At 40.2% G+C, this 26,422-nt stretch carries 28 protein-coding genes and 1 pseudogene; 14 read left to right on the forward strand and 15 right to left on the reverse strand.

The annotated features are described in order from the left end of the window. Positions 1-171 precede the first annotated feature (171 nt). Entirely contained in the window at positions 172-636 is a 465-nt protein-coding gene (locus QUB80_RS12555) for a Fur family transcriptional regulator (protein ID WP_289789828.1), read from the reverse strand. 393 nt (positions 637-1,029) lie between these two features. Here QUB80_RS12555 and QUB80_RS12560 point away from each other — a divergent pair, with 393 nt between their 5' ends. Then, the gene (locus QUB80_RS12560; RefSeq protein ID WP_289789829.1) at positions 1,030-1,503 is read left to right on the forward strand and encodes a CRR6 family NdhI maturation factor; all 474 of its coding nucleotides are present in this window, start codon (positions 1,030-1,032) and stop codon (positions 1,501-1,503) included. 22 nt (positions 1,504-1,525) lie between these two features. Here the strand turns inward: QUB80_RS12560 and QUB80_RS12565 are convergent, their stop codons facing one another. Both QUB80_RS12565 and QUB80_RS12570 read right to left on the reverse strand, forming a co-directional pair. After that, positions 1,526-2,296, reverse strand: a complete 771-nt coding sequence (locus QUB80_RS12565; protein WP_289789830.1) for a hypothetical protein — start codon at positions 2,294-2,296, stop codon at positions 1,526-1,528. 980 nt (positions 2,297-3,276) lie between these two features. After that, positions 3,277-4,221 carry a glycosyltransferase family 9 protein gene (locus QUB80_RS12570; RefSeq protein WP_289789831.1) on the reverse strand — a complete coding sequence of 315 codons (945 nt, stop codon included), beginning with the start codon at positions 4,219-4,221 and terminating at the stop codon, positions 3,277-3,279. A 147-nt stretch (positions 4,222-4,368) separates the two neighbouring features. On the opposite strand from QUB80_RS12570, the gene ispD reads away from it, so the two are divergent. The 3 genes from ispD (at position 4,369) to QUB80_RS12585 (ending at position 6,105) form a co-directional block, all read left to right on the forward strand. Then, positions 4,369-5,055: a 2-C-methyl-D-erythritol 4-phosphate cytidylyltransferase gene (ispD, locus tag QUB80_RS12575; RefSeq protein WP_289789832.1), complete on the forward strand. Its 687-nt coding sequence runs from the start codon at positions 4,369-4,371 to the stop codon at positions 5,053-5,055. Positions 5,056-5,121: 66 nt separating this feature from the next. Next, complete coding sequence (gene scpB, locus QUB80_RS12580; protein ID WP_289789833.1) at positions 5,122-5,652, forward strand: SMC-Scp complex subunit ScpB; 531 nt, start codon at positions 5,122-5,124, stop codon at positions 5,650-5,652. Positions 5,653-5,757: 105 nt separating this feature from the next. Further along, on the forward strand, positions 5,758-6,105 hold the full coding sequence (locus QUB80_RS12585) for a DUF760 domain-containing protein (RefSeq protein WP_289789834.1): 348 nt from the start codon (positions 5,758-5,760) through the stop codon (positions 6,103-6,105). A 201-nt stretch (positions 6,106-6,306) separates the two neighbouring features. Here the strand turns inward: QUB80_RS12585 and QUB80_RS12590 are convergent, their stop codons facing one another. Then, the gene (locus tag QUB80_RS12590) at positions 6,307-7,527 is read right to left on the reverse strand and encodes an HhoA/HhoB/HtrA family serine endopeptidase (protein ID WP_289789835.1); all 1,221 of its coding nucleotides are present in this window, start codon (positions 7,525-7,527) and stop codon (positions 6,307-6,309) included. Positions 7,528-7,774: 247 nt separating this feature from the next. On the opposite strand from QUB80_RS12590, the gene QUB80_RS12595 reads away from it, so the two are divergent. The 3 genes from QUB80_RS12595 to ctpC all read left to right on the forward strand — a co-directional run bounded on the left by QUB80_RS12595 (position 7,775) and on the right by ctpC (position 11,923). Next, positions 7,775-8,650, forward strand: coding sequence for a LysM peptidoglycan-binding domain-containing M23 family metallopeptidase (locus QUB80_RS12595; protein WP_289789836.1), 876 nt, complete (start codon positions 7,775-7,777; stop codon positions 8,648-8,650). 427 nt (positions 8,651-9,077) lie between these two features. Further along, positions 9,078-10,304, forward strand: a complete 1,227-nt coding sequence (gene ispG, locus QUB80_RS12600) for a (E)-4-hydroxy-3-methylbut-2-enyl-diphosphate synthase (protein WP_289789837.1) — start codon at positions 9,078-9,080, stop codon at positions 10,302-10,304. 323 nt (positions 10,305-10,627) lie between these two features. After that, entirely contained in the window at positions 10,628-11,923 is a 1,296-nt protein-coding gene (gene ctpC / locus QUB80_RS12605; RefSeq protein ID WP_289789838.1) for a carboxyl-terminal processing protease CtpC, read from the forward strand. Positions 11,924-11,966: 43 nt separating this feature from the next. On the opposite strand, the gene QUB80_RS12610 is transcribed toward ctpC, so the two are convergent. The 6 genes and pseudogenes from QUB80_RS12610 to QUB80_RS12635 form a co-directional block, all read right to left on the reverse strand. Beyond that, a complete protein-coding gene (locus QUB80_RS12610) occupies positions 11,967-12,155 on the reverse strand; it encodes a DDE transposase family protein (RefSeq protein ID WP_289789839.1) in 189 nt (62 codons plus the stop codon). 104 nt (positions 12,156-12,259) lie between these two features. Further along, on the reverse strand, positions 12,260-13,138 hold the full coding sequence (locus QUB80_RS12615; protein ID WP_289789840.1) for a prohibitin family protein: 879 nt from the start codon (positions 13,136-13,138) through the stop codon (positions 12,260-12,262). A gap of 42 nt (positions 13,139-13,180) precedes the next feature. Next, positions 13,181-13,827: pseudogene (locus tag QUB80_RS12620) on the reverse strand (Uma2 family endonuclease). A 71-nt stretch (positions 13,828-13,898) separates the two neighbouring features. Beyond that, on the reverse strand, positions 13,899-14,477 hold the full coding sequence (locus tag QUB80_RS12625) for a Uma2 family endonuclease (protein WP_289789841.1): 579 nt from the start codon (positions 14,475-14,477) through the stop codon (positions 13,899-13,901). 153 nt (positions 14,478-14,630) lie between these two features. Then, positions 14,631-14,759, reverse strand: coding sequence for a hypothetical protein (locus tag QUB80_RS12630; protein ID WP_289789842.1), 129 nt, complete (start codon positions 14,757-14,759; stop codon positions 14,631-14,633). Between the two features lie 80 nt (positions 14,760-14,839). Further along, entirely contained in the window at positions 14,840-16,888 is a 2,049-nt protein-coding gene (locus QUB80_RS12635) for an elongation factor G (RefSeq protein WP_289789843.1), read from the reverse strand. A gap of 542 nt (positions 16,889-17,430) precedes the next feature. Here QUB80_RS12635 and QUB80_RS12640 point away from each other — a divergent pair. From QUB80_RS12640 to QUB80_RS12655, 4 genes are all read left to right on the forward strand, one after another. Continuing rightward, a complete protein-coding gene (locus QUB80_RS12640) occupies positions 17,431-18,438 on the forward strand; it encodes a tetratricopeptide repeat protein (RefSeq protein ID WP_289789844.1) in 1,008 nt (335 codons plus the stop codon). 90 nt (positions 18,439-18,528) lie between these two features. After that, positions 18,529-19,068 carry a phosphate-starvation-inducible PsiE family protein gene (locus tag QUB80_RS12645; protein WP_289789845.1) on the forward strand — a complete coding sequence of 180 codons (540 nt, stop codon included), beginning with the start codon at positions 18,529-18,531 and terminating at the stop codon, positions 19,066-19,068. Between the two features lie 174 nt (positions 19,069-19,242). Further along, a complete protein-coding gene (locus QUB80_RS12650; protein WP_289789846.1) occupies positions 19,243-19,485 on the forward strand; it encodes a hypothetical protein in 243 nt (80 codons plus the stop codon). A 550-nt stretch (positions 19,486-20,035) separates the two neighbouring features. After that, entirely contained in the window at positions 20,036-20,476 is a 441-nt protein-coding gene (locus QUB80_RS12655; RefSeq protein WP_289789847.1) for a hypothetical protein, read from the forward strand. A 61-nt stretch (positions 20,477-20,537) separates the two neighbouring features. Here the strand turns inward: QUB80_RS12655 and QUB80_RS12660 are convergent, their stop codons facing one another. Together QUB80_RS12660 and QUB80_RS12665 are read right to left on the reverse strand one after the other, a co-directional pair. Continuing rightward, complete coding sequence (locus QUB80_RS12660; RefSeq protein WP_289789848.1) at positions 20,538-20,963, reverse strand: nuclear transport factor 2 family protein; 426 nt, start codon at positions 20,961-20,963, stop codon at positions 20,538-20,540. A 278-nt stretch (positions 20,964-21,241) separates the two neighbouring features. Beyond that, on the reverse strand, positions 21,242-21,754 hold the full coding sequence (locus QUB80_RS12665) for an orange carotenoid protein N-terminal domain-containing protein (RefSeq protein ID WP_289789849.1): 513 nt from the start codon (positions 21,752-21,754) through the stop codon (positions 21,242-21,244). A 205-nt stretch (positions 21,755-21,959) separates the two neighbouring features. Between QUB80_RS12665 and queG the strand changes: the two genes are divergently transcribed. Continuing rightward, on the forward strand, positions 21,960-22,916 hold the full coding sequence (gene queG / locus QUB80_RS12670) for a tRNA epoxyqueuosine(34) reductase QueG (RefSeq protein ID WP_289789850.1): 957 nt from the start codon (positions 21,960-21,962) through the stop codon (positions 22,914-22,916). Continuing rightward, the gene (locus QUB80_RS12675; protein ID WP_289789851.1) at positions 22,913-23,548 is read left to right on the forward strand and encodes an HAD-IA family hydrolase; all 636 of its coding nucleotides are present in this window, start codon (positions 22,913-22,915) and stop codon (positions 23,546-23,548) included. The genes queG and QUB80_RS12675 overlap by 4 nt, the downstream gene beginning before the upstream one ends. 129 nt (positions 23,549-23,677) lie before the next feature. On the opposite strand, the gene QUB80_RS12680 is transcribed toward QUB80_RS12675, so the two are convergent. Next, positions 23,678-24,049, reverse strand: a complete 372-nt coding sequence (locus QUB80_RS12680) for a hypothetical protein (protein ID WP_289789852.1) — start codon at positions 24,047-24,049, stop codon at positions 23,678-23,680. A 219-nt stretch (positions 24,050-24,268) separates the two neighbouring features. Between QUB80_RS12680 and QUB80_RS12685 the strand changes: the two genes are divergently transcribed. Further along, positions 24,269-24,799 (forward strand): orange carotenoid protein N-terminal domain-containing protein, encoded by a 531-nt coding sequence (locus QUB80_RS12685; protein WP_289789853.1) that lies wholly within the window; start codon positions 24,269-24,271, stop codon positions 24,797-24,799. A 161-nt stretch (positions 24,800-24,960) separates the two neighbouring features. Here QUB80_RS12685 and QUB80_RS12690 read toward each other — a convergent pair whose 3' ends face one another. Both QUB80_RS12690 and QUB80_RS12695 read right to left on the reverse strand, forming a co-directional pair. Continuing rightward, positions 24,961-25,317, reverse strand: a complete 357-nt coding sequence (locus QUB80_RS12690) for a GNAT family N-acetyltransferase (protein WP_289789854.1) — start codon at positions 25,315-25,317, stop codon at positions 24,961-24,963. A gap of 112 nt (positions 25,318-25,429) precedes the next feature. Then, complete coding sequence (locus tag QUB80_RS12695; RefSeq protein ID WP_289789855.1) at positions 25,430-26,188, reverse strand: ABC transporter ATP-binding protein; 759 nt, start codon at positions 26,186-26,188, stop codon at positions 25,430-25,432. Between the last annotated feature and the right edge of the window lie 234 nt (positions 26,189-26,422).

Below are 26,422 nucleotides of genomic sequence, written 5' to 3' on the forward strand. Positions count from 1 at the left end.
TCACAGCAGCTAGATATCAATATCTCTGATCCCTTTAAAAACACAACCTATTGTTAAAGTGTAGAAGCTGGATCTAATTTTGCCATACAATGCATCCAAAAATTATGCTAGAAATCGAAAAGTTTCACAGCAGGAAATATTAGAGAGGAGCCAATCAGGGAATAGGATGGCTTAAGCGTTTCCCTGTACTGATTCAGGTTTATTATCCCGATAGCCGTAAAAATTAATACTGTAATCAGTAATTCTTACTCCTGTTTGTTCTTCTACTTGACGGATGATATCTTCCGGTAATGTGACATGAACATCTAAAATTTGATTCGTATCTACACAGTTGATATGACTGTGAGAATCACTGATATTACCGTATAAACGTCCATCACAGTGTTCTATACACTCAATGATGCCACTAGAAGATAAGGCTTCTAGATTTTGATATACAGATGTATGACCGATCGCTTTACCTTGTTGATTAAGGCGATCATATATTTCTCTGGCAGAAAGGTGCTCTTTTGCTTGCCAAAGTAACTCTAGAATAAAACGACGCTGGCGACTAACGCGCATACCCAAAACTTGACACTGATCAAGAGCATCTTCCAAAGAACGAATTGGTTTTTTAGAAATTGTGGATTTTTGCATATCTATGCTTGTTAACTGTTTGGATAATTAGATAATTTTTCTTGTTAATGCTTATTTATTATTTTATGTATCTAAAGCAGATCTACCTACTAGGTTCGTCTGACACTGCGTTATCGTTATCTGCCTGCTGTGGAAATCACAGTTTGACGTTAGGAGCGTTTATGAATTTTAACGGTTATGCGATCGCACCTTAATCTAAAACAAACTCATTACAACTTTAGCTTAAAATTGCAGTAAACGTCCACTTGCAGATAGATGTGTTGTCTTTTTAGTCAATAGTCATCAGTCATTTGTCATTAGTTGTTTTCCCTGTACCCTGTTCTCCAGCTTCCCCATCTCCCGTTTGATGCAACAAGAGAGTAGTATTAATTGTCGAGGTTACATTCTGAGTCAATGACAATCACAATCACTCTGAATCCTGATTCAATTAACAGCTTGGATTTATCCCCAGCGACAACAGTAATTGAAAAATTACTCCAAGAAGGGGCGATCGCTTCTTATGAACAACAGTTACGTTTTGATATTGGCTACGCCTTAGAACCAAGCGATCCTCGCGAACTATCAGAGGTTCCAGAATTACGACTATGGTTTATTCGCCTTGATACTCGTTATCCTTGGTTGCCATTTTTGCTTGATTGGAAAGCTGGAGAACTTGCTCGTTACGCTGCGATGCTTGTACCACATCAATTCACGTCTAAGGAAGGTATACAGTACAATCCCGAAGCCTTAGAAATCTTTTTAATGCATAAAATCTTTATTTTGAGCGACTGGTTAAAGCAGCACAATATTCCTGGTAAATCACGTCTTCAATCTATGGCGCAATTACTAGGTTATGAATTAGATGATGCTCTATTTGAGATATTTTAGCCAAAGCTGGATATTAAAATTGCTAGCCTTGAATATGACAGAGTAAATTTAAAGCAGCATTAAAAGCGTATTCAACGGCTTTGGATTTACTAGGTAGTGCTGCCTGCCAAAGTCGATAATCATTGTATTCAAGAATTAAATTAGCTACACAATCAATTTTAAAGTTTTTAAGTATTTCGTTTTGGATGCATTCAAAATCCTTTAATGAGCCACCATTTTCCTGAACTTCCCATCCCGCTTGAATAAACTTATTTATAACAGTTCTCATATATTGTTTGCCTACATCTTCTGCAAATATAGACAAATTTTTAAATGCTTTAAATTCTTCTAACACTAAATTAGCTATTTCTTTCCCTTGTGGAGTATCCCAATTACAAGGAAGACAAATATCTAAGTAATCGCTTTCATAAAATTTATATTTAAGATATTCATAAATATCGATAGTCTTCTGCACTAATTTTCGACCAGAGAGTAATTCTTGCAAAGATTTTGTGCTTGTGTCAATAGATAAGTCTCGGAATACTTTCTCTTCATTTTCTTGACAATCATATACAAGATAAGTCCAAATTCCTGAAGTCGCAGTATCAGTATTTTTTGCTTGGTAGTAAGTAATTGTTCCTTCTTCTTCACATTCAAAATATTCACTATCTACAACCTCTAGCAATGATTCTTTGTATTGGTTATGACTCTTGCTGATAATCTTTCTTAAAATACCAGTGAGATGATGAGGTTGATTTTCTACTTGGATGTAATATTTACCAATACCAACAAAGTTGTGTAAATGTATTGTCATTTTTTACCCTGTTCAATTTTCATCACATTCTTGGTAGATTTTTCTGCTTAACAGCAGGATGTAGTAAATCAGACATAACATGGCACGTAAAATTTACCCAAAGCAATTACACTAATAGTTATGGCAACTGCTTTTTTTAGAACCGAGTATCTTCTTACGGCACAGAAACTAATATTTTTCTCAAAAGTATCCCTATTTGTCAGTAATTAGTTTTTGACACAACATATTACAGTTTTGATGGAACTGATCAGTGATTTTGCCTATTTTGAATTGAATTGTTATTCAAAAAGACAAAGTACAAATTTGACAACTAAGTTTATTTGCTTAGTTGCTATTCTTACTTATCTCTTTAAAATCGGATATTTAGTCTGAACAAACTGTGGTAGATGCACGCGAACTTAAGCTTTTTTGCTTAAACATATCGTTCCCGGCCTTTTTTACAGCATAACAGGTTGTTGAACAAAAATAAGTTGTCCAGAAAACTTTCAATCACCCTACTGAATATGTTCAAGTTTAATACTTAATACTTTAATTACTGTGATAAATCATTCTCTCGTGTAATCCATCATATTGACCATATAAAAATAAGTAAGATATCAAGCTATGCAGGTTCTTGCTTAATTTATGGAATACAGTGATTTAGTTATTTTAAAAAATGGCTAAACATTTTATACATATATTATTCTATTTAATTTTTGAAAAAAGGTCAGTAAACTTTTATTCTTTATTCTCTATCCCCTGTTCCCTGTCACCTGTCTCTACGAGTGATTCAGTTATCAAATCGGGTTGCTATGGATAATTGTATGAGTGGAAAGTTCAAGCATCTAGTAAATAAGACACGATAAACCCTAGCCGTGCTTCAAATAGACCGGCATAGGGAATACTTTATTCACATCGCGTCTTTAAATTTCAACGATTTGCTGATCATTTATAATCAACACGGATGTTGATTATACTATGGCAGTTAAGAAATACTTGGGCTAACCACCCCAAATTTTTTCTAAGACTGTTTTAGGCGAAATGTCTGCCATTTTACCTGTGGGGGATTTAATCGTCAGGAAGCGATCGCAAGGCGGCAACAACTTTGTCGGTTCTGTAGGGCCAAATAGAGCAATAGTATAAGTTTGCACCGCTACAGCAAGGTGCATCGGCGGACTATCAGTACACAACATCAAATTAGCTCCAGCAATCATTGCTGTCAACTTCCCGATGTCATTACCAGAGGTTACCTTGATGTTGGGTGCATATTCCTTGAGATGGCGAACAAAATCTTCTTCGCCTTCTGCTTGAATCACAACCACAGGCATATCTGGCTGCTTATTTTGGAAATCTTGAATAATTGTCTGCCAATGTTCGGTTGGGTAAATTGTATCCAAACCCTTGCCAGCACCGCCATAAATCAGAATGTAGCCACTTTCTTTTACTCCCAGCCTGATTTGTTCCTTGTTTGCCCATTCAATGTCTGGTTTGGGTACGTTAACGGCTAGTTCTGGACAAGGGGAGTCAATGCCCAATCCTTTCAGAAGATCGTGATACACACAAGCAGCATATTGCTCTTTTTTCTGGGGTACTAAACTAGTCAGAAAAGCTGCTCCTTTGCCTTTGTAGCCTACACGTTTGGGAATACCAGTTAACCACAGTATTAGACCTAATAACCAGCTTTGCCCTGAAACAATAGCGACATCATATTCGCGATCGCGAAGTATGCCAACTAAATTTGCCCAATCTGCCAAACTGTTACGGTCTTTGTAATCAAATGTCAGCACTTCGTGAACTGACTTACTCACTCGGTAAGCAGCCTTTGAGCGGGGTTCAACAACAACATCTATCTGAGCGTCAGGATAATGACGTTTCAGATCATCTAATGTTGGAAAGAATAGAATTTGGTCGGCAATTCCACCAGGGACAAGGGCCGCTACTCGCATAATATTTATTTATTATTTACGCTTACTCGCTCCCTATTTTAGGGGAATATAGGGACTAGGGATTAGGGACTAGGGACTAGGAATTGGATTTTGACACTAGCCCCTAGCCTCTAGCCTCTAACCCCTAGTTTCAAGTTGAGGAATTCTGTGCATTTATTAATTCCAGCTGCCGGAAGCGGACGAAGAATGGGAAGTAACCGTAATAAACTTCTTTTGGAAGTGCGATCGCGGTCAATTATAGGCTGGACACTTTTAGCAGCAGAAGCGGCACACCACATCAGTTGGATTGGAATCATTTCTCAACCCACTGATTGGCAAGACCTTAAGACAATTATTGCTGATTTGCAGCTGAGTAAACCTGTGGAATTTATTAAGGGTGGCTCTACGCGTCAAGAATCTGTCTACAATGGCTTGCAAGCATTACCAGATACTGCCAGACAAGTATTAATTCACGACGGAGCTAGATGCCTTGTCACACCCGATTTACTCAACAGATGCGCTCTAGCAATTCGCCACTGTTCTGGTTTAATAGCTGCTATACCTGTCAAAGACACCATTAAAGTCGTAGACGAAAATGGCATCATTCAAAGTACACCTGATCGACGCCAACTTTGGGCGGCACAAACTCCTCAAGGATTTGATGTTAAGCTACTCAAACAATGCCATATCGAGGGTTTACATCAGGGTTGGGAAGTCACAGATGATGCAGCTTTGTTTGAAAAATGCGGCTATCAAGTGCAAATTGTAGAAGGAGAAGAGACAAATTTAAAAGTGACTACTCCCCAAGACTTGGCGATCGCCGAATTTATCCTCAAAAGTAGGTTTGGTGGTTAAAAGAGGGAATAGGGAACAGGGGACAGGGAAAACAACTAATGACTAATGACCAATGACCAACGACTAATGAGTGCAGCAACTAAGATAGAAGCGATTCTTTATTTGAAAGGTAAACCTCTGTCAATTGGCGAAATTGCGGAGTATGCCGCTTGTGATCGCATTACCGCCGAGGAGGGAATTATTGAATTAATTGATGAGTATGCTCGTCGGGATAGTGCTCTAGAAGTTGTAGAAACACCAAATGGTTATAGTCTACAACTGCGGTCTGACTTTCATGAGTTGGTGCAAACTCTTATACCTGTAGAATTGGGGTTGGGAGCATTGCGGACTTTGGCAGCGATCGCTCTTAATGGCCCAATGCTGCAAAGCGATTTGATTAATCTAAGGGGTTCTGGAGCCTATCAACACGTTCAAGAACTTGTTGAGCTTGGTTTTGTGAAGAAACGTCGAAATAGTGATTCTCGTTCTTATTCGCTACAGGTGACACCCAAATTTCATCAATATTTCCAAATCGAGCAACTTCCCCAACCATTTTCAAGCAGCCAGCAACAGCGACAACTAGAACTCAAATTAGAATCAGCCGCAGAATCAGAATGACAGTTGCTATTTTGGTTCTATGTTGATTCATGGCTGGGGAAATATGTCTCAACCTTATACTATGGTTTAGAGTAGAATTAGCAACTCCGCTAAACTAAATTGCCAATGGTGTTTGATCCTGATTTTTTGAATGATAACTTTGAGCAACACCCCCATCACCATCTGAGTGACAACTTTGAGGAAAACCCTAATCAGTTACTCAAATATTTGCAACATCAGCCTCCAGAAGTGTTAGCCAGCGTCGCTCAGTCCGTCAGCCCCGAAATTAAACAAATTATTTCGCAAAACGTCCAAGGGCTGGTTGGGATGCTGCCTGCCGAAAATTTCAATGTCCAAATTACAACAGATCGCGATAATCTTGCTGGGCTACTTGCATCGGCAATGATGACAGGGTATTTTCTACGCCAGATGGAACAACGGATGCAGTTAGATCATTTGGCGAATAATCATTAACCAATAGCCAAAGTCATTAGTCAAAAGAAAGTAGACTATGGTCTAGTACAGTGTGGCAGAAATGACTATCTAGCCCAAGAAAAGATAAAAAAGAAATATTCCTTCTGCCTCCTGCCACGGCAGGTGCCACAACGCGCTTAACCCGCCAACGCGCTTAACCCGCAAGGGCGCACTGGCTCCTCTGCCTTCTTGTACTGATGACTATTTTTGAGGATAAGCTCCTGACTGTACCTTAAATATTTGATTTTTTCCGTCACGCTCAACTTCAATGAGGAGTATGTCTCCTACACTGCTGGATTCCACCATTTTTTGTACTTGGGCAGCAGTTTTGACTGGTTTGCCATTAAATTTATAAATCACATCTCCGGGGCGCAGTCCTGCTCGCTGTGCCGGTGATTTTTCTAAAACTCCTTTAATAGCAATACCAGTATTTTGTTTGATATTGAGGTTGTTTTCTTGATTAATTTGCTTTTTCTTTGTAGGGGACAAATCTACCATTTCAATTCCTAAAAAGGGATGTTTGACATACCCTTTAGTGAACAGTTCTTGAGCAATGCGAGCGGCAGTTTCAATTGGGATGGCAAAACCTAGTCCCTGTGCATCAGCACGGATGGCTGTGTTAACACCAATTACCTCTCCGTCAGCATTTAACAAAGGGCCACCAGAATTTCCAGGGTTAATTGCGGCGTCGGTTTGAATAAAGCTGACTCGCTTATCTGGTACACCTACTTGAGAGCTAGTGCGATCAGTCGCGCTGATAATGCCGATGGTAACTGTATTGTCTAAACCCAAGGGATTACCAATTGCGATCGCCCATTCTCCAGGTATTAAGTTTTGTGAATTTCCTAATCTAACTGTAGGCAAACTCTTGGCAGGAATTTTGACAACTGCTAAATCAGTCATGGCGTCAACACCTACAACCCTACCTTCAAAAGTTCGACCGTCTTTGAGGGTAACTTGTACTGTATCTGTGTTTGCTACCACATGGGCATTAGTAAGAATCTCTCCATTTGCACTTAAAAGAAATCCAGAGCCTGTTCCACGCTCAATCCTTTCTTGGGGAATAGGCTCTTCATTTTCTCCAAAAAATCGGCGCAAAAGCGGATTTTTAAAAGCTTCAGAGATTGGATTAGCTACTTTGCGCGTTGCATTAATCCGCACGACTGCTGGCCCAGTTTTTTGAACTGCGCTCGCAATAAAATTAACTTTATCACTACCACTAGCAGGAAGAATGCTGCCCTTAATAGAATTAGACACCACGGTATTTGAGGGTAAAGCTGTTGTTACATTTCTTAACTCCTGAAAAGCAGGTTTTTTTGTCAGGAGATAAGTACTAGCTAACAACACTGCACTACCGCCAAACACGCCACCGCTAACTACTAAGGAAAAATACACTGCCAGTTGTTTCCGAGATAACTTCATAATCATCACACTCAAGGACAGCAATGCAGTTGCTAATTTCTAAGTGTAATCAAGCCAAAGGCGAGTGGATAGATTATTTTGATATAAATTGCGATAGAGTTTTGGATTTTTGATTTGATGTGGGAACTTTAGGGTGGAGATCGTAAATCAGGAATAGGGAACACAAAGAAATCGCCAAAGCCACAGACGTGCTGTCTGTCCTTGCTAGTTCCCCAAGTCCAAAATTACTCTCACTCTTTAGATATACATGAATCTTCGCGCTCGCTTACTTGTTTTGTGCAGCTTGATCAGTGCCTTAGGACTGGTATTCACACACTTTACCCCCGTCCAAGCACAAGGTAGCAAGACTTGTCCGACTTCAGCCCTAGAACGTTTCCAACGCTATCGGGCATCTCGTGGTGATACTTTAGAGAGTATCGCCCAGCGTTACAAATTGAGTCCAGAAACCATTGTTGCCATGAACCCGGCTTTAAAAAACAGTAGGGTTGCTGTCGGTAGCGAAATTCTTATTCCCCCCCTTGATGGCATTGTTGTAGAAGTGCCAAAGGGAAACAACTGGCAAGAATTAGCAGAAATATACAGAGTTCGTGCAGATGCGCTATTTGAGTTAAATGGCTGTAAAGCTCCTTCTCGGTTTGCGTTTATTCCAACACCAAATAAGTCCCCTAGTCGTGCTAGTACATCTGTCGCACCTACTTCCTCTAATCCTCCTCAAATAGCTGGTTATCCGTTACCAGAAGTTGCACAGCTAGGTTTTCCCTACGGTTGGCAAATTCATCCTGGAAACGGTCAAGTTTTCTTTCATAGTGGGATCGATTTGTTAGCTGCCAAGGGAACAGCAGTTAGTGCGATCGCGCCAGGTACAGTGGTGTTTGCGGGTGAGCAAGGGACTTACGGTAAGTTGGTAATTATTAATCATGATGGTGGATTACAAAGCCGTTATGCCCAGCTTGACAGTATTAATGTTAAAGTCAACCAGCAAGTCAAACAAGGAGATTTGCTGGGAACTGTCGGTACAAGTGGGCAGCCAACTATCAACCAACCTCATCTGCATTTTGAAGTGCGTTCTAACTCGTCATTGGGTTGGGCGGCAAAAGATCCAAAAGGATATTTGCAGCGATAAAGAGCAAAAGTAGAGATTTGGGAAGGAGGGGTTTTTAACGCTATCCTTTCATTGTCATTGGCAGTGCAAAAATGAGTTTGCTGGATTTCAAAATATTTATACCTGGGCATTAAATTGCTTGCATCTATTTTCCGCGCATTATCTGGCTAATAAGTTGTGTTGTTAGTTAAAAATATTTAGATGAGCAACAACACAAATAACATTTATAACTAAGCATTTTGCACTTAAATTTAGCGATCGCTCTCTAAGCAAAAATTATTAAAAATGTATATCGTGCCTATCAAGGCCAACCTATTAATATCTCATTAATTTCTTTAAGTCTTTTTTCACTACTGAGTTACCCAAAGGCGCACTAACTATGGCAATCTGGGAAACAGAAGATTTTTAAATCAGATATTTTTGCTACAGTAATTTTACCTAAAAGGTTATGCAAACTCTGCCCACACCTTTCACATCAAATCCTGTATCTAGTCAACCGACTTTTGATACAACAATCAAACGGCGGAAAACCCGTCCTGTCAAAGTTGGAAATGTCATCATTGGCGGAGGCTACCCTGTAGTGGTACAGTCAATGATTAACGAAGACACCCTTGATATTGATGGATCTGTAGCTGCAATTCGTCGTCTACACGAGATTGGCTGCGAAATTGTCCGTGTCACTGTACCTAGCATGGCTCATGCCAAAGCTCTAGCAGAAATTAAACAAAAATTAATAAAAACTTATCAAGATGTGCCAATTGTGGCCGATGTGCATCACAATGGCATGAAAATTGCCTTAGAAGTTGCCAAACATATAGAAAAAGTACGGATTAATCCGGGATTATATGTGTTTGAAAAACCTAACTCTAGCAGAACCGAATATACTCAAGCTGAATTTGAAGAAATCGGGGAGAAAATTCGCGAAACTCTGGAACCTTTGGTGATTGCTTTACGGGATCAAGGTAAAGCTATGCGTATTGGAGTTAATCATGGTTCTCTTGCCGAAAGGATGTTGTTCACCTACGGTGATACTCCAGAGGGAATGGTGCAATCTGCCCTAGAGTTTATTCGTATTTGTGAATCTTTAGACTTCCGCAACATAGTAATTTCTATGAAAGCCTCACGCGTACCAGTAATGGTAGCTGCTTATCGCTTGATGGCACAGCGAATGGATGAATTTGGTATGGATTATCCTCTACACTTAGGCGTTACAGAAGCTGGTGACGGTGAATATGGAAGAATTAAATCTACTGCGGGTATTGCTACCTTGTTAGCTGACGGTATTGGCGATACAATTCGAGTATCCCTGACTGAATCTCCAGAAAAAGAAATTCCCGTCTGCTACAGTATTCTGCAAGCCTTGGGATTGCGGAAAACTATGGTCGAATACGTTGCATGTCCTTCCTGCGGGCGCACTTTGTTTAACCTAGAAGAGGTGCTGCACAAAGTTCGGGAAGCTACCAAACATTTAACCGGACTGGACATAGCAGTAATGGGTTGTATTGTAAATGGCCCCGGAGAAATGGCTGATGCTGACTATGGTTATGTAGGCAAAACCCCTGGTTACATATCTCTCTATCGTGGTAGGGAAGAAATTAAAAAAGTACCTGAAGATAAAGGTGTAGAGGAGCTAATTAACTTAATCAAGGCAGACGGGCGGTGGATTGATCCTTAGAGAAGTAGAGACCAGGGATTAGGAAGAAGGAGGGGGAAGTGGAAGAGAAACAGATGAGGGAGATAGGGAAGATGGGGAAGAATTTACTTTTATTACTTCCTCACCTTCCTCACCTCCCTGAACTTCTTGTTCCCGCTTCTCCCCATCTCCGCGTCTTCACAAACGTTCCCAATCTCTAATTTCTGTATAGTCGAATACCAAAAACTCCGGATCATCAAGCATTTTTTTGGAAATTACAAAATCTGCTCCGTCTCTACAGTGGTAGCCTGTGTTAGATTGAGCATACCTATACACATTTTTGTCCCTCTGGCGCAGCTCTCATCATGGCGATTGCAAGAAAGACTATAAGTACTGGGCTTACTTTGGGTGCTACGGTTGTGACTTTATCCACAATCGCGGTTACTAGTCTTGGTATTCACTCGCGAGGACAGGCTTTATTTGAAGAAAGCCCCAAAGAATTAGTCGATGAAGTTTGGCAAATTATTAACCGCCAATACGTAGACGGCACCTTTAATCAGGTGGATTGGCAAGCTGTACGTAGTGAGTACTTGAACAAGTCTTACACCAACAAGCAGGAAGCTTATAAGTCTATCCGCGAAATGCTTAAGAAGCTTGAAGATCCATATACTCGGTTTATGGATCCACAAGAGTTCAAAAGTATGCAAGTGGATACCTCTGGTGAATTGACTGGTATTGGTATCCAAATAGGTTTGGACGAAAAAACCAAAAAGCTGACTGTAATTGCCCCAATTGATGATACACCTGCTTTTAAGGCTGGTCTGTTGGCAAAAGACATTATCGTCATGATCAACGGTAAAAGCACCGAAGGCATGGATACGAATGCAGCTGTAGCCCTAATCCGAGGTGAACCAGGAACCCAAGTCAAACTCACAATTCTGCGCAATAATCAGCAAAAAGAATTCACCATCACACGGGCAAGAATTGAAATTCATCCTGTGGAATATTCTCAAAAAGAATCACCAGCAGGAAATATTGGCTACATCCGTTTGAAGCAATTCAGCGCTAATGCGTCGAAAGAAATGCGAGACGCAATTAAAAATTTGGAAAACAAACAGGTAACTGGATATATTCTAGATTTGCGAAGTAATCCTGGTGGCTTATTGTTCTCCAGTGTAGAAATTGCCAGAATGTGGATGGATAAAGGTGGGATCGTTTCTACAATTGACCGCAGGGGTGAGACAGAAAAAGAAGTTGCGAATGGACGCGCTTTGACAAATAAACCCCTAGTCGTATTAGTAGATAAGGGTAGTGCCAGTGCTAGTGAAATTCTCTCTGGTGCTTTACAAGACAATAAGCGTGCTGTTGTTGTGGGTAGTCAAACCTTTGGTAAAGGCTTAGTTCAATCAGTGCGTCCTCTTGGCGATGGTTCGGGTTTAGCAGTGACAATTGCTAAGTACCATACTCCTAGTGGTAAAGATATTAATAAGCACGGTATTAGCCCAAATATAACTGTAGATTTGAATGATAAACAACGACAAGATTTGTGGCTGAATGAGCGAGACAAACTTGGCACTCTAGCAGATCCCCAATTTGCTAAAGCTGTGGAAGTATTAAGCAAAGAAATTGCTGCTCAAGGTTCCAGGGCAGACAAAAATTAAAAATTATCTTTTCTTTTGCCTTTCACCTTGTTTACTTTTCACTTTAGATGGGTTGGCATTTGCCAGATCTAATCAGTCCAACACGACGAGCGATCGCTTCTCCTTGGGAATCAAAAGGCCCCCACTTTTCTACAATCTCTGAGTTCTCATCCCCACTGGCTTCGTGACTGGGGACGATATCGCAATTGCTAGTAGGATGCTTGACAATATGCCAAGTTTGTAAAGTTCCCATAATTGTGAGTAAAAATTAACATATAGCAATCTTAAAACAAAGATCCCCGACTTTTCTAAAAAGTCGGGGATCTTGGGGAATTACAAGGTGCATTTTACGAACTCTTACGGTTGCTGTAAAAGTATCGGTAGTGTACTTTTTTCACCACCGACGACAATTACTTTGGAGTTGGAAGATTGGGCTAGTTTCTCTGTAGCTTCTATTGCTCGCAATTGCAGCACAGAGTTAGTAAGTCCACTGGAAATAATTTTTTGGGAGTCAGCAATTCCTCTGGCTTCTATGCGCTTACGTTCTGCTTCTTGACGCTCTGTTTCTAAAACAAATTTCATTCTCTGACTTTCTTGCTCTGCTTTGAGCCTCTCTTGAATCGCAGCTTGGAGAGTATCCGGCATTTTGATATCTCTTAATAGTGCTTCTTCCACCACAAAGCCTAAGGGAAGTAATTGTTGAGTGAGTTGTTGGTCGAGTTGCTCGGCTACTTCTTGGCGTTTGGTAGAATAAACAGCGACTGCTGGGTAGTTGGCTGTAATTGCACGCACGGTTGAGCGAAATCGAGAAATTATCAGTTCTTTTTCATCTACACCAATATTTTTATACACTGTTGCTGCTTTTTGGGGATCGAGCTTGTACTGAAGGCTAACATCCATATTTAAGCTCAACCCTTCCTGTGATGTTGCATTGACATTTTCCTTGACATCCTTCAGCCGCGTGGAAAAATTGAGAACATTGGCAAAAGGGGTGATGAAATGTACACCTGGGCTTAGTGTATTATCGCTAACTCGACCAAATAAGTTAATAACTCCAACATTGCCTGGTGGTACGATTACCAAGATTTTGGAAATAGAAGTGAGGATTGCGATCGCACCAATCAATATACTAATCCCGCGAACTGCCCAACGAGATTTTTCACTAGATATCTTTCCTGAATTAAGAAAGACGAGAATTGCAATCAAGCTTGTCAGCAGGGAAAATATAAAATTCATAAGTATTTCCTGTATAGTTAAGACGCAATAAGTACTTAACCACTACAGTATAAATTGCTCTTTCGTCCACTGCCTAAATGTCCTCAGTGTAGGACTTCTGCCTATAGTTCGGCTCTGTTCAACAAACTGGGGAATTGCTTGCAAAAAGGCAAATTGGGAAAAGTAGGGCTAATTTTTGACTCTATATATTTTCCATCCTGAAGAATATTTATTTTGAGCTTGTCATCTTCATAGAGCCAAACTTCTGGAACTCCCAGCGCTTCGTAAGCATCCAGTTGAGTTTTAGAGGTAACATCAACTTCTATCACTAAGTCAGGGGGTGGATCAAATCCCAAATCTATTCGCTCTTTACCAATCATCCGAGCATGATTTTGAATGTAAAAAGAGTCATCAGGCTCTACACCACAAGCCATATCTTCCCGTTTAAAGGTGGTTGAGCCAAAAGGCTCACAGTCAATTTCTAACTCTTCCAGCAGAATTTATACCAAATCCCCAATAATAACTTTGGCTAGCTCATGCTTCGGTAATGGCATTCTAATTTCCAATGTTCCCTGACTGTAAGCCAGCCGAGTAGCCCGATGCTCGCCAAGCTCTTCTAAAATAGCCTCAAATTCTTGTCAGCTAATATCATGGAGAATAACTCTATGTCCGGGCGGAACACTTAATTGCCGCAATTGAAGTGTTACCATCAATAACCACCGAAATCTCAGGTTGAGCTTGCGAAAGCCAGTATGGAACTATCGTAGCAGTAACAAAATTATTAACTAAACACGACTTGCATATCTAAAACAAAACCAGGTAAAACATCTTCTCCAGACAAACTTGTTGGACTATCAACTACCTCTACCGATTGATTAGGGCGATAGATTTCAACTTTTTTATTCTTGGTATCAATTAACCAACCTAAACGGAGCCCATTATCAATATATTCTTGCATTTTTTTACGTAGGGGTTCCATGCGATCGCTTTTGGAACGTAACTCAATCGCAAAGTCGGGACAAAGTGGCGGAAATGTTTCTTGTTCTGCTGGTGTGAGTGCATCCCACCTAGCTTGAGTCACCCAAGCCGCATCAGGAGAACGTTCAGCACCATTGGGAAGCTTAAAAGCTGTCGAGGAGTTAAAAGCAACACCAAGCTTAGATTGACGGTTCCAAAACCAGAGTTGTCCCTCAATATCGATGTTTCGCTTACCTGTATTTCCTCCCGTGGGGGGCATGATAATTAATTCTCCATTAGCAGTAAGTTCCAAGTGCAGATCGCGGTTAGCAGCAGCTAAAAGTGCAAACTGTTCTTCACTGACTTGGAGGTTTGGAGGGATATTAATAGGCAAACTGCTCATGATTTGGTAACTGTTACTTCATGAGGTGTCTAACAATTATGATCTTATCTTTTACAGTAAATATTAAGTAGGGTGTGTTAAGGCTATGTAAGGATTTGAGCATTTAAGAGAGTAGAGATTAGCCGTAACACACCAATAAATGCGGTGCATTACTTAAAGCTCAATAGTGCCAAAAGGGCCTTGCATCTTTTTAATCTTACGTTCAAACTTCTTATCTGACATAAGAAGATAGCGAATTCCCAAAATCAACGCTGCGATCGCAGGATATAAAATTAAAGACACCCAAAATGGGTGTCCTTAATTTGTATCAAAATAAAAAGCTTAGAAATTCATAGATTCTAGATAAATCTAAAATCTAATGATTATTTGCTATTGCCGTTACCACCATTACCACTATTCGCGGCAAGGATGCGTTCGGCAAGTTTGTCCGGTACTTCTTGGAGATGATCGAATTCCCAGTGGAAAGAACCGACGCCGAGTGTTTGCGATCGCAACTCTACGATAAAGTTTTGCATCTCTGCTTGGGGCAAGTAACCTGTGATGCTATCCCAGCCTTGCCAATCATGGATTGCTTCGTAACCTAAAATTTGTCCCCGCCTACCAGTTAAAAGTTGCATCACCTTGGAAGTAAATTCACTTGGTGTTGTCACTTGCACGCGGATAATTGGTTCTAGGAGAGTAGGTTGACACTGAGGCAATCCTGTTTGCATTGCCAGGCGAGCAGCTTGTTTGAATGCCTGTTCAGAACTATCAACGCTATGGTAGGAACCATTCGTCAGTGTTACTGCCACATCGACAACAGGGAAACCCAAAGGCCCATGTGCTAAAAATTCTCGCACACCTGTTTCCACACCGGGAATATACTGTCTAGGAACAACGCCACCGACAATAGTTTCGTTGAAATTAAAACCTTCACCACGTCCTAAAGGTTTGATGTCGAGATAAACATCGCCAAACTGCCCGTGTCCGCCACTTTGGTGCTTGTAGCGCCCGTGAACCGATGAAGTTGCTTTGCGGATGGTTTCTTTGTAAGGTACTTGTGGCAAGTGAGTCGTCATCGGCAAATTATACTTGCGACGCAGGCGATCTAGTGCCACTTGTAGGTGAATCTCGCCCTGTCCCCAGAGGATAACTTCGTGGGTGTCGCCGTGTTGTTCCCAAGCCAAAGATGGATCTTCTTCTAAGAGCTTGGTGATAGCACTACTCAACTTCACTTCATCGTTGCGTTTTTCAGGAATAATGGCTAGGGCATATACTGGTTCTAGCTGTTCGACTTTGGATAGTTGTACTGGTTGCGAGTTTGTCGAAAGTGTATCCCCTGTCTTGATGCCCTCCATTCGGCTTAAAGCAACAATTTCTCCAGCACCAACTTGATTAACTTGTTGTAACTGTTGCCCCATGAGACGGTAAATACCACCAGCACGAATGCCATTGAGGACTATGCCATCGGTTAATTTACCCTGCCAAATACGCACTAAAGATAGTTTGCCACCTTGAGGTGTGTAGTAAGTTTTTAACACCTGGGCTAAAGTGCTATTGTCTTTGATTTTACTTAAACGACGTTCTGCTGTTGTTTCTGGTTCGGGGGCTTCTCGTAATAAGGCTTCTAGTAAAGGTCTAACGCCGTAATCTTGTTCGGCAACACCAAAGAATACTGGTACTACCAAATCTGCCCCTAATTCCATTTTTAAATCTTTAAGGATTTCCTCCTGGGGCGGTTCAATGTCTTCTAAAAGTTCTTCTAGTAAGTGATCGTCAAAGTTTGCTAGAGCTTCGAGCATTTCTGCTCTAGCGGTGTGTTCTTCTTCTTTAAGTTCTTCGGGAAACGGTACAGGATCAGCAGGCGCGCCTGAATGATAATGATAGGCCTGCTCGGTGACTAAATCGATAAAGCCTATTAGCTGCTCCCCTCCCATTATTGGGTATTGGTGCGCTACTAAAGGACGGCTAGAAACAGCTTTGAGGGCATGCAGTGTTTCTAAGACATGGATGTTTGCCCGATCCATTTTGTTGACAAAGACGAGGTGGGGGATTTCCCAATCGTCGAGGAATTTAAATAGGGGGGCAAGGGTGAGGACGCGATCGTTGATGGGTTCGCAAACAACAATTGCCGCATCGACTCCTATCAGAGCGTTGTAAGTTTCTTGAGCAAATTCTACACTTCCGGGACAGTCAATAAAGGTGAAGCGAGTGCTGTTATACTCGGTGCTAGCAGCGCTAACTTCCACACTCATTTGGCGATCGCGTGCTTCTTGAGCACTATCTCCTACGGTGTTAGCATCTTTGACACTGCCCTTGCGGGAAATAGCTCCTGTTACAAATAACAAACTTTCTAGTAAAGTTGTTTTCCCACTTAAATATGGGCCGACAATTGCAACATTTCGCGAACCCGAATTTACTTTTTCGTTCATAAAACCTCCCTTGCGGTTAGCCACATCTAGCCGCGTTATCCTTAATTGATGCAGGGATCAAAACGGTTATTTAACGAAATTATCTCGTCTTTAATTTGACATTAACTCGCGTTTAACCAAGCCGCAAAAAATCGTATATTGTTGTAAGATTAAACTCGATAAAATTAAACTTTTACAAATTTTTATAGAAAAAAATTAAGTTTAATGAATAGATTTTAACTAGACTCAAATATTTGTAAATAAATTGTAATCTAAACTGTTGCGAAACAATAAATCTATGCAAGCATCACTATCAAGAAACAAGGCAGCTATGCTGGAGGCAGAAGGAAAGAGGATTTGACTCATGCGTAGCGAGTGGTGATTGGCAACACCGGGGTTACTCTTAAGGAAAAGTTAGAAGGAAAATAAACAAGTGTTGTTTGCATTCATTACAGTTCAGTTTGACTATTCAAATAAGATGCTCGATTAAAAATATCGTATTTTTGAACTGTTAAGTTTGATATTAGTAAGTAGCCCTTGCTGAACTGACTACACCAGAACGGATGAAAAAAACTTTCTTTACCTACCTACGGAAGCCGCTACGCGTCTACTGCCTTCTGCCTCTCCGAAGCTTTGAGCGGAAGTTTCCTCCGATCAAACTTCTCTCTGCCTTCTGCCTTCTGCCTTATTTTCAAGTCAGCAGTATTTTCTATTCATCTTCATCTTTCGCTGCTATTTCTGCTCCCCATCGCCCTTTGTTGGCGCAGAATTCTTCTAAAAACGCTGTAGACTATTTAAATCAAGGGTTACAGTCTGTTCAAAGCGGGAAAGTAGAAGATGCGATCGCAGCTTTCTCAAAAGCAGCCCAGCTAGATCCCACTCTTGCCCCAGCTCACTATAATTTGGGATTAGCACTGCGACAATCAGGACAATTACAACCAGCCGCAGATGCATTTTATCGAGCTACTCAAGCCGATCCTAAGTTTGCTCTTGCCTACGCGAATTTAGGAGGAGCACTGTTAGAAGGAAGAAATCTTCAGCAAGCAAATGATTACTTGCAGAGAGCTTTAGAAATCGATCCCCAACTCGGAGTTGCTCATTACAACTTAGGTTTGGTAAGACAAGAGCAAAGAGATTGGGAAAAAGCGATCGCAGCCTTTAAAAAAGCAATTGAATATAGCAAAAATGCGCCTGAGCCAGCCTATCATATGGGAATGTGTTACCTTCAGCAAGGCAAAATTGATAGAGCTAAAGACGCCTTTCAAAAAGCAGTAAAAATTAATCCCAAATATCCAGAAGCTCACTACAGTCTTGGTTCAGTTTTGTATAACCAAGGTAAACTACAAGATGCGTTAGAAGCCTTTAGAAAATCAGCTCAAGCTAATCCTAACTATCCTAATGCTTATTATGGCGCGGGGTTAGTTTTTATACAATTAAAACAATATGCAGACGCAACAAAAGTTTTACTGTCTGCTAGAGATTTATACAAAACTCAGAATCATCTTGAATGGGTAAGTAAAACTGAGCAATTATTACAACAAATACAAACTATGAATAACCAGCCTCGCTGAGGCACAATATTTCAGAATCTATCAAAATAGAAGGTGTTGGGTAAACTGGCTGGTGTGTTCAAAAGTTGTCCCAGTACCAATGAAAAATTCATGAGAAAGCGTTCTAAAAGCCAATTTTTGTTATGCGATCGCTGGCTGAACCGACATTGGCTTGTCCGCAACATGGAGGCTTTCCAAGATTTAATCGTGATTGTCCTCTGTTTTAGCTTGTTTGCCCTTATGCTTATGCAATTGTGGGGAATATTTATTGCCCTTACGCAACAATTTGACTATAAACTTGTGACTGCCAAAATCCTGTTCATCTTGATTTTGGTTGAGCTTTTTCGATTGTTAATGGTTTACTTACAAGAACACAGCATTGCTGTAGGTGTAGCAGTTGAGATCACGATTGTATCTGTGCTCCGAGAGGTAGTTGTTCACGGGGCATTAGAAATTTCCTGGATTAAAGCCGCATCAATTTGCGGTTTATTATTTATTTTGAGTGCGTTATTGATCGTATGTGCTAAAACACCACATATGGACTGCATGAGCGCAAACACCAAATTTTGTCCGATTGTGTATCTTGAGGAAAACCAAAAGCAAAAAGATTTTGAATTAGAGCATGCTCGTCAGTCTGAAGAGTTTGGTTGAATATCTTAAGATACGCAAAAGATTGACTTCACGCTACAAATCGTCGTATCAAACCAAGCATTGTTTTTTCATGCCTAAACTTTAGTTGTATTCTTGCATACGCTTCTTGACAGATGAATACCTGTTTGAGGAGGGGTAGAAGAGAAATAGAAAACTCAAAAGAGGGTAGAATCTATGACTCAAACTGCGGATAAACAGTCTCAAAGTCCTATTAGCAACCTGGAGTATGACTTTCTCACCGTGTTGCAAAATAAAGGCAAAGCAATTAAAGCTTACGATAAATATATCCAAGATGCACAGGAAGCTGGCTCTCAGCCTTGTGTAGAGTTATTCCAAAAATTGCGCCAGTCTGACATTGAGCAAGCACAGGAAATTCGTCATCATCTTCAAGAAGTAATGCAAAAAGGTAAGATGTAAAGTTGCGAATTATCACTAGTTAGTTTAAGCCTGGGATCTTAATCTCAGGCTTATTGTGTTATGTATCACTAATAATAATACTAAGTTAAGTAATTACCAATAATTAAAAATTGCCTCCATCTGTATACAGAATAATCTGTCTGGATGCTTATAAACAGAAATTAACTATAAGCAAGTAAAAACAATGTATAAATTAAAACTGTATAAGCTGACTTTTAAATTTTAGTTATGTCTTAAAATTCTTAGTTTTATTAAGAACTGTTAAGTGAATAATAACATTTGCTAAATTTATTTGATTTATAGTTGAGAGTTATCAGATATTAGGTACATTAACTAGCTCGTACTAATTTTGCATAGACACAGTTCCTAAAACATTTTGTCTAGGAGCTTGCTCTTTAGTAAGTAGGACATTAATTTGAGACATTGTGGTCAATCAAAAATTTAGCTTGTCTTAATAGTGTTAATTGTCATAATTACGACAGTGAACACCGTAAAAAATGTCCAGCATTGATGTTACTCAAACATTAAATAATAAATTTAGTTATTGCTTATGGAAGCCTTATTTTGTTTGTCACCACGCTATCGCCTTGATGATGAACTACCTTGGCTAGAAGGGATAGATCCGAGTCGTCAGTATTGGATTACGGTAAATGGAGACAAAAATCTAACAGTATCGCTTCCTGGGTTAACGGTTTCTTCCAAAAATGAATTAAAGCAATTTATCCAGCAATTTCGCTCGCTACAGCCAGGAGAGCAAATGACCTTGGCTAGAATTAATAAAACTTGCACGATTCGCTGTGTTAGTTCTAATTGCTACGCTATAGAAGCTGAAATTGACAATGCTCCTGTCTGGCATTTATTTGATCAAGAAACTCTAGATAGTCTTTTAATGACTGCACATCCTGATTGGCAATGTGCTCCCAAAGACATTGAGTTGGGACGTAGATTACTAATGCAATCCTTTCAGCAGGCGGCAATTAGTAAGAGTTAAGAAAATTTAGTGGTAATTGTTAGTGGTTAGTGGCTAAATGAACTAACTACTAACAAGTTTTTCATCTCCGTAAATTTAGTAACTCTTGTGGAGAGGCTAAAAGTTTAATTTTGATGTAAATAATTTGCTTTTGTTGGTTGAGGATAAAATGCCATAAAACGTTGACGCCACACCAAGAAGTTTGAGCTTTGCCTGTCACCTGAAGTTGGATCTGCCCATTTTCCAATGTTTCGGCTATGCCTTGACGAGGATAAGCTTTAATATCTTGTGCTTCTTGTTTAAGATAAGTAGCGATCGCATCTTGTCCGGTAATTCCTGATTCAAAGGGTGGATGCATGGTACCATCTTCTGCAAATAAAGTAGCAGTTGCATCAAATTCCCTCGCATTTAAAGTTTGAAAATATTGCGAAACTGTCGGTTCGCTAATCCCTTCAATAGTGATATCTCCTAAATCATCTATGGATTTCGGCGATTGTGATGAAAGCATAATATAACTCCAGATTATTATATTTACATCAACTTACAGGTAACAGTCGATTTAAAGCTTGCTGCTGAAGATGTATTTTTGTTGGTTGGTAGGGGCGGGTTTTGCTGATAATCTTGCTGTTCAAACCGAGAATTTGTCTTCTAAACCCGCCCGTACAGTGGTTAGTAGTTCTCCCCATCCTCTGCGTGAGATAAAAAATGCTCTTTATACTCTTCTTAGAAATAGAAAAATATAAAGAGCAGTTTGTGTTGGAAATTAAGGGGAGTCTTACGAACTGATTAGTCAGCTAATGGATCAACACCCATATTAGTAACAACCTTACGAAGAACGGTTATTTGTTGACCGAAATCTAGTTGCTTGAGGGTTTCCAATACCTGTACACCATCACGAGAGAGTTGATAGTTTGGTGGCATAGGTACAACAAAACCTTTAACCATCAGCTCAGATAATTCATACCAGAAAGCTAACTTGGTGTTAGCACTCAAAACACCGTAGGAACGGGAAAACTGTGTATTTCTCTTGGCAGCCAAGTCGCGCATTACTTGCAACTGCTCTGCATGAGACATTTGCTTAATTTGATTTAACAAACCTTCGGCTAACTGTAAACGGGCAGCACCTGTTGCAGCAGGTGTAATCGAACGTCCCATTTCGGTGTAGGCATACCAAAGCACAGCCAGTTGATCGTCTACGCTCAAGCTAGTAAATACAGCTACAGTAGATGCAACAGCGTCACCTTGGGTGCTGAAAGCGCTAGAGAAAAAACTTTGAGTTGAATCAGCAGCGAATGTCATAAATCTTGTCTCCACAGTCGATCTAGTTCAGTACGCTGGGAGTTACTGAGAGGATATTTTTCACTCCCGATTCAATCTTGCATGACTTCTTTACAAATTGCAAATAAAATTTACAAATACAATGGCTAAAAAAGAGCAAATGTATGTATAGAGGGAATAGTGTATAATTTAGTTGCCACTTTTCTGGCAAATTTTTATAAGATAAATGAATCAATTTTTGGGAACAAGCAGCAATGAGGTAAAACAAAAAGCCTTAGAAGTGGGGTTTCATAAGGTAGGAATAGCTGCTGTAGATGAGGTAAAAAATACAGAAAAGCAACGGTTGCAAGCATGGATAGCGCTGGGTTATCACGCTGACATGGAGTGGATGACTTCCCCTAAGCGTCAAGATATTAAGTTGGTGATGAGTGAAGCGCGATCGCTAATTTGTGTTGCTCTCAATTACTACACACCCCACCAACGTCCCGAAGGCAAAGAGTATGGCAAAATTTCTCGTTATGCCTGGGGGCGGGATTATCACAAAGTTATGCACAAAAAACTAAAAGCGTTTTCTTTGTGGTTACAAGGACTAGGTGAAAACATTCAAGCACGTTATTATGCAGATACAGGCCCAATCCAAGATAAAGTATGGGCGCAACGAGCAGGTGTTGGTTGGATTGCCAAAAATGGTAATGTGATTACGCGGGAATTTGGCTCTTGGGTGTTTTTGGGAGAAGTGTTGACAAATTTAGAATTAAACCCAGATACTCCCCATACACAACATTGCGGTACCTGTACTCGCTGCATAGAAGCTTGCCCTACAAGTGCAATTACCCAGCCATTTGTTGTAGATGCAAATCGCTGTATTGCCTATCACACAATTGAAAATCGACAGGAAAAATTGCCAGAAACAGTTACGCCTTACTTACAAGGCTGGGTTGCTGGTTGCGATATCTGCCAAGACGTTTGTCCTTGGAACCAGCGTTTTGCGCGCACAACTGATGTGACAGAATTTCAACCGTATCCTGGGAATATTGCGCCTAAGCTGGTAGAATTAGCGCAAATCTCAGATTGGGAATGGGATAAAAAATTTCCGGCATCAGCGTTGCGGCGAATTAAGCCAGAAATGTTACGACGGAATGCCCGCGCTAATCTAGACGCATTCTACTTAGTACAAGAATGATCCAGAAAGTAATTATTTTTGATTTTGATGGTACGATTGCTGACACAGTAGATGCGCTTGTAAATATTGCGAACCGTTTAGCCAAAGAGTTTGGCTATGTACAAATTACTCCAGAAGAGCTAGCTCTCTTGAGAAATTTAACTTCTAGAGAAATTATAAATTATTCAGGTATTTCTCTTTTTAAAATACCTTTTCTAGTTAAAAGAGTAAAAGGTGAATTAAAGAATAAAATACCGGAATTGAAGCCAATTCCGGGGATTAAAGATGCATTGGCAGCACTCAAAACAGAAGGCCACCGTTTAGGAATTGTCACTTCTAATTCTAAAGATAATGTGACAGAATTCCTCAAAATAAATGATTTAGACCAGCTATTTGAATTTATTTATTCAGGAGTCACTATTTTTGGTAAAACAACTATTATTAATAATCTTCTTAGACAAAAGCAAATAAAATCTGAAGAAGTTATTTATGTTGGAGATGAAACTAGAGATATAGAAGCATCAAAGAAAGCTAATATTAAAGTTATTGCAGTAACTTGGGGATTTAATGCACCAGAAGTGTTAGCCAAACAAAATCCTTATTTTTTAATTCATCATCCTAGTGAACTGCTAGAAGTTATAAATAGCTGTTAACATTTTTCATTTACAGCAAATTTCGTTTATTTCAACCACAATTTTTGTAGGAGCGGGTAACAGATATCCTTTAAGTTTAAATTAGGAATTGAAATAAAACCCGCCCTTACCTACAGTTATTCTCCTGATTTACTTAGGCTGCCCTTTATCTAAAGCTTGTTTTAACAAGTCATCATCAACGCTAGTTACAGCTTGATCTGTTGAACCGCTAGTATCCTTTGCCATTGCTTGATAATCAGCAGGATCACCAGTTGGTTGTGCTTCTGTTTTTATCTCTTGTGCTTCAGGCATTTGATATTCAGGCGCGGTTGCTTCTTCAGCTGCTTTTGCACCTTCACTTGTGCGATCAATTTCGCTAACACTTAACTTCTGTGCAGCTTGATAATCTGCTTCCATGTCAACTTTTGGAGCTTTCTCTTCACCACTAGCAATATTTTCGGCAGCTAATCTAGCATCTTCAGTGGGAGCTTGAGAAACGTTAGGCTTAATTTCTTCTGGCATAATAGACCTCTGTAGTAATTTTTCTATCACTGCCGAGATTCTACCAAAGTGAACCTAGATATTCTTGATACCTCTAGATAGATTCTTCACCTCTATTAACAGACAGATAAAAGCACCGAGATTAAAATTGCAAACCTCTTTCTAGAGGAGGGCGATTCATGCTCTTCAACTTTGTTACGCCTTAGTGGGAACTGTAAAAATTACTCAGGAGAAGAATTTATGACTACAGGTTACAATAAATCTGCGCCTCAAGCTTTGAGCGAAGAAACTCAAAAAGCTGTAGAGTCTTTTAATACTTTGGATACTGATGCCAAACTAGCTTGGTTATATTTTGTTTATGAAAAAATGGGAGACTCCATCACTCCTGCTGCTCCGTCTGCGGCAGAACCAGAATTAGCGCCAACGCTGCTTGGTGACTATTACAAACTCTCTGATGAACAGCAGTTAAAGATTATGCGCGAAGTTGTTAATGGTGAAAACACAGAACATTCTCGTGCTTATGGTGCTCTCAAGGAAAACAACCAGCTATTTATTTGGTATGCTTGGGCGGAAGCTATGGGAGATGATGTAGTTGATATGCCAGATGATTACAACGCTTCTGATGCAATTAACAATCTCCTGTCGCAAATAGAAAAAATGGATTTTGAAGAGCAAATGTCTGTATTGCGGACGGTGGTAGGTCAAATGGGCTACAGTGATGTTAAGCCAATTGAAACGCAAGCAGAAACTGGTAAAACATCAAGTCTTTAGATAGTAGAGTAGGGGCGGATTTATTTTAGATATTTCGTGAACTTGAGATATTATTAATAAAACCCGCCCGTACAGTAGTTATTAGTTAGTTTTTTAACACTAATCACTAACTACTAAATGTACCTCCTCTGGCAAATTTGGTTTTTGTTTCATCTATTCATCTAATTATTCAACCATTTACCAACTACCAGTTCCAGGCAGGTTTCTTTCTCAGAAAAGCCAATTTTTTTATAAAATTTAATAGCATCATCTGTAAATAAACAAACGTGCTGCCCTTGCAATTCTCCTAATAGAATTTCCATCATTGTGCTGGCAATTCCTTGATGTCGATAGGGTGTAAATGTCCATACATCGACTATGTAAGCATTACAAACACCATCAGATAAGACACGGGCAGTTCCAATAATGCGATCACCTGCATAAGCTATACAAGTTCTATAGCTGTTGGTAAAGGATGTCTTGAGTTGTTCAGGACTTCTGCCATTATCGAAATGATCTTGACTGAGTGTTGCTTTCATCTCTTCCCAGTCAACATTTTCGAGATTACGTTTATAAGTTAATATGCGCACAGAAATAGCAACACATACATTGTAATATAAATACTACAATACTTGGCATGGGATTGCAAAGTTAGGATGCTGCCATCTGACTCAAGTCAGCCGGAGTCAAGTGAGAGTGTATAACTTCACCATCGCGAAACCAGATAATGCGTTGAGTTTGGCAGGCAACATCCGGCTCGTGAGTTACCATTACCACTGTGATGCCAGTAGCATTGAGTTCGCCAAAGATATTTAATACTTCTTGGGTAGTACGCGAATCAAGAGCACCAGTAGGTTCATCTGCTAAAAGCAGCACGGGATTGTTGACAATGGCACGGGCGATCGCTACCCGTTGTTGTTGTCCGCCAGAAAGTTGAGTGGGTTTGTTGTGGAGGCGTTTTTCTAAGCCCACTCGCTTTAATGCTTCAGTTGCGCGATCGTTTCTTTCTGAAGCTTTGACACCAGCATATACCATTGGCAACATGACATTTTCTAGTGCTGTGAGCTGGGGCAAGAGGTGGAATTGCTGAAAGACAAACCCTATTTTTTTGTTGCGGATGTGAGCCAAATCAGAATCATCCATTTGTGCCACATCAACGTTATCCAGGTAATAATGTCCTGAGGTGGGGCGATCCAGACAGCCAATGATATTCATTGCTGTAGATTTACCAGAACCAGATGCCCCCATAATCGAGCAATATTCACCCTGGTTGATAAGGAGACTAACATCATTGAGTGCTTTTACTTCTGTTTCGCCACTGCCGTAAATTTTGAAGATATTTTCTAGGCGAATAATTTCTGGTGTTTCAATTGTGGATGGAAAGTTTTGGATTTTCGATTGAGTGTCCATTCTACCTACCAATGGATACGCCGTACCTACTTCTATCTGCTACGCGTCTACTGACTCCTGTCTTCTAGTTATGCACCAATACAGTTCAGTTAAGGCTAAAACTCTTTGTTAAAGTCAATTTTTTTTAACGAACCACAAAGGACGCATTAGACGCGGAGCGGCTACTTACCCTACGGGAAGCCGGGCAAAGCCCGTCTACAGAAGCCACTACTCTACCTTGAAGCCGGACTACGT

Source organism: Chlorogloeopsis sp. ULAP01, from assembly GCF_030381805.1.
In the GTDB taxonomy this organism is placed as follows: Bacteria; Cyanobacteriota; Cyanobacteriia; order Cyanobacteriales; family Nostocaceae; genus Chlorogloeopsis.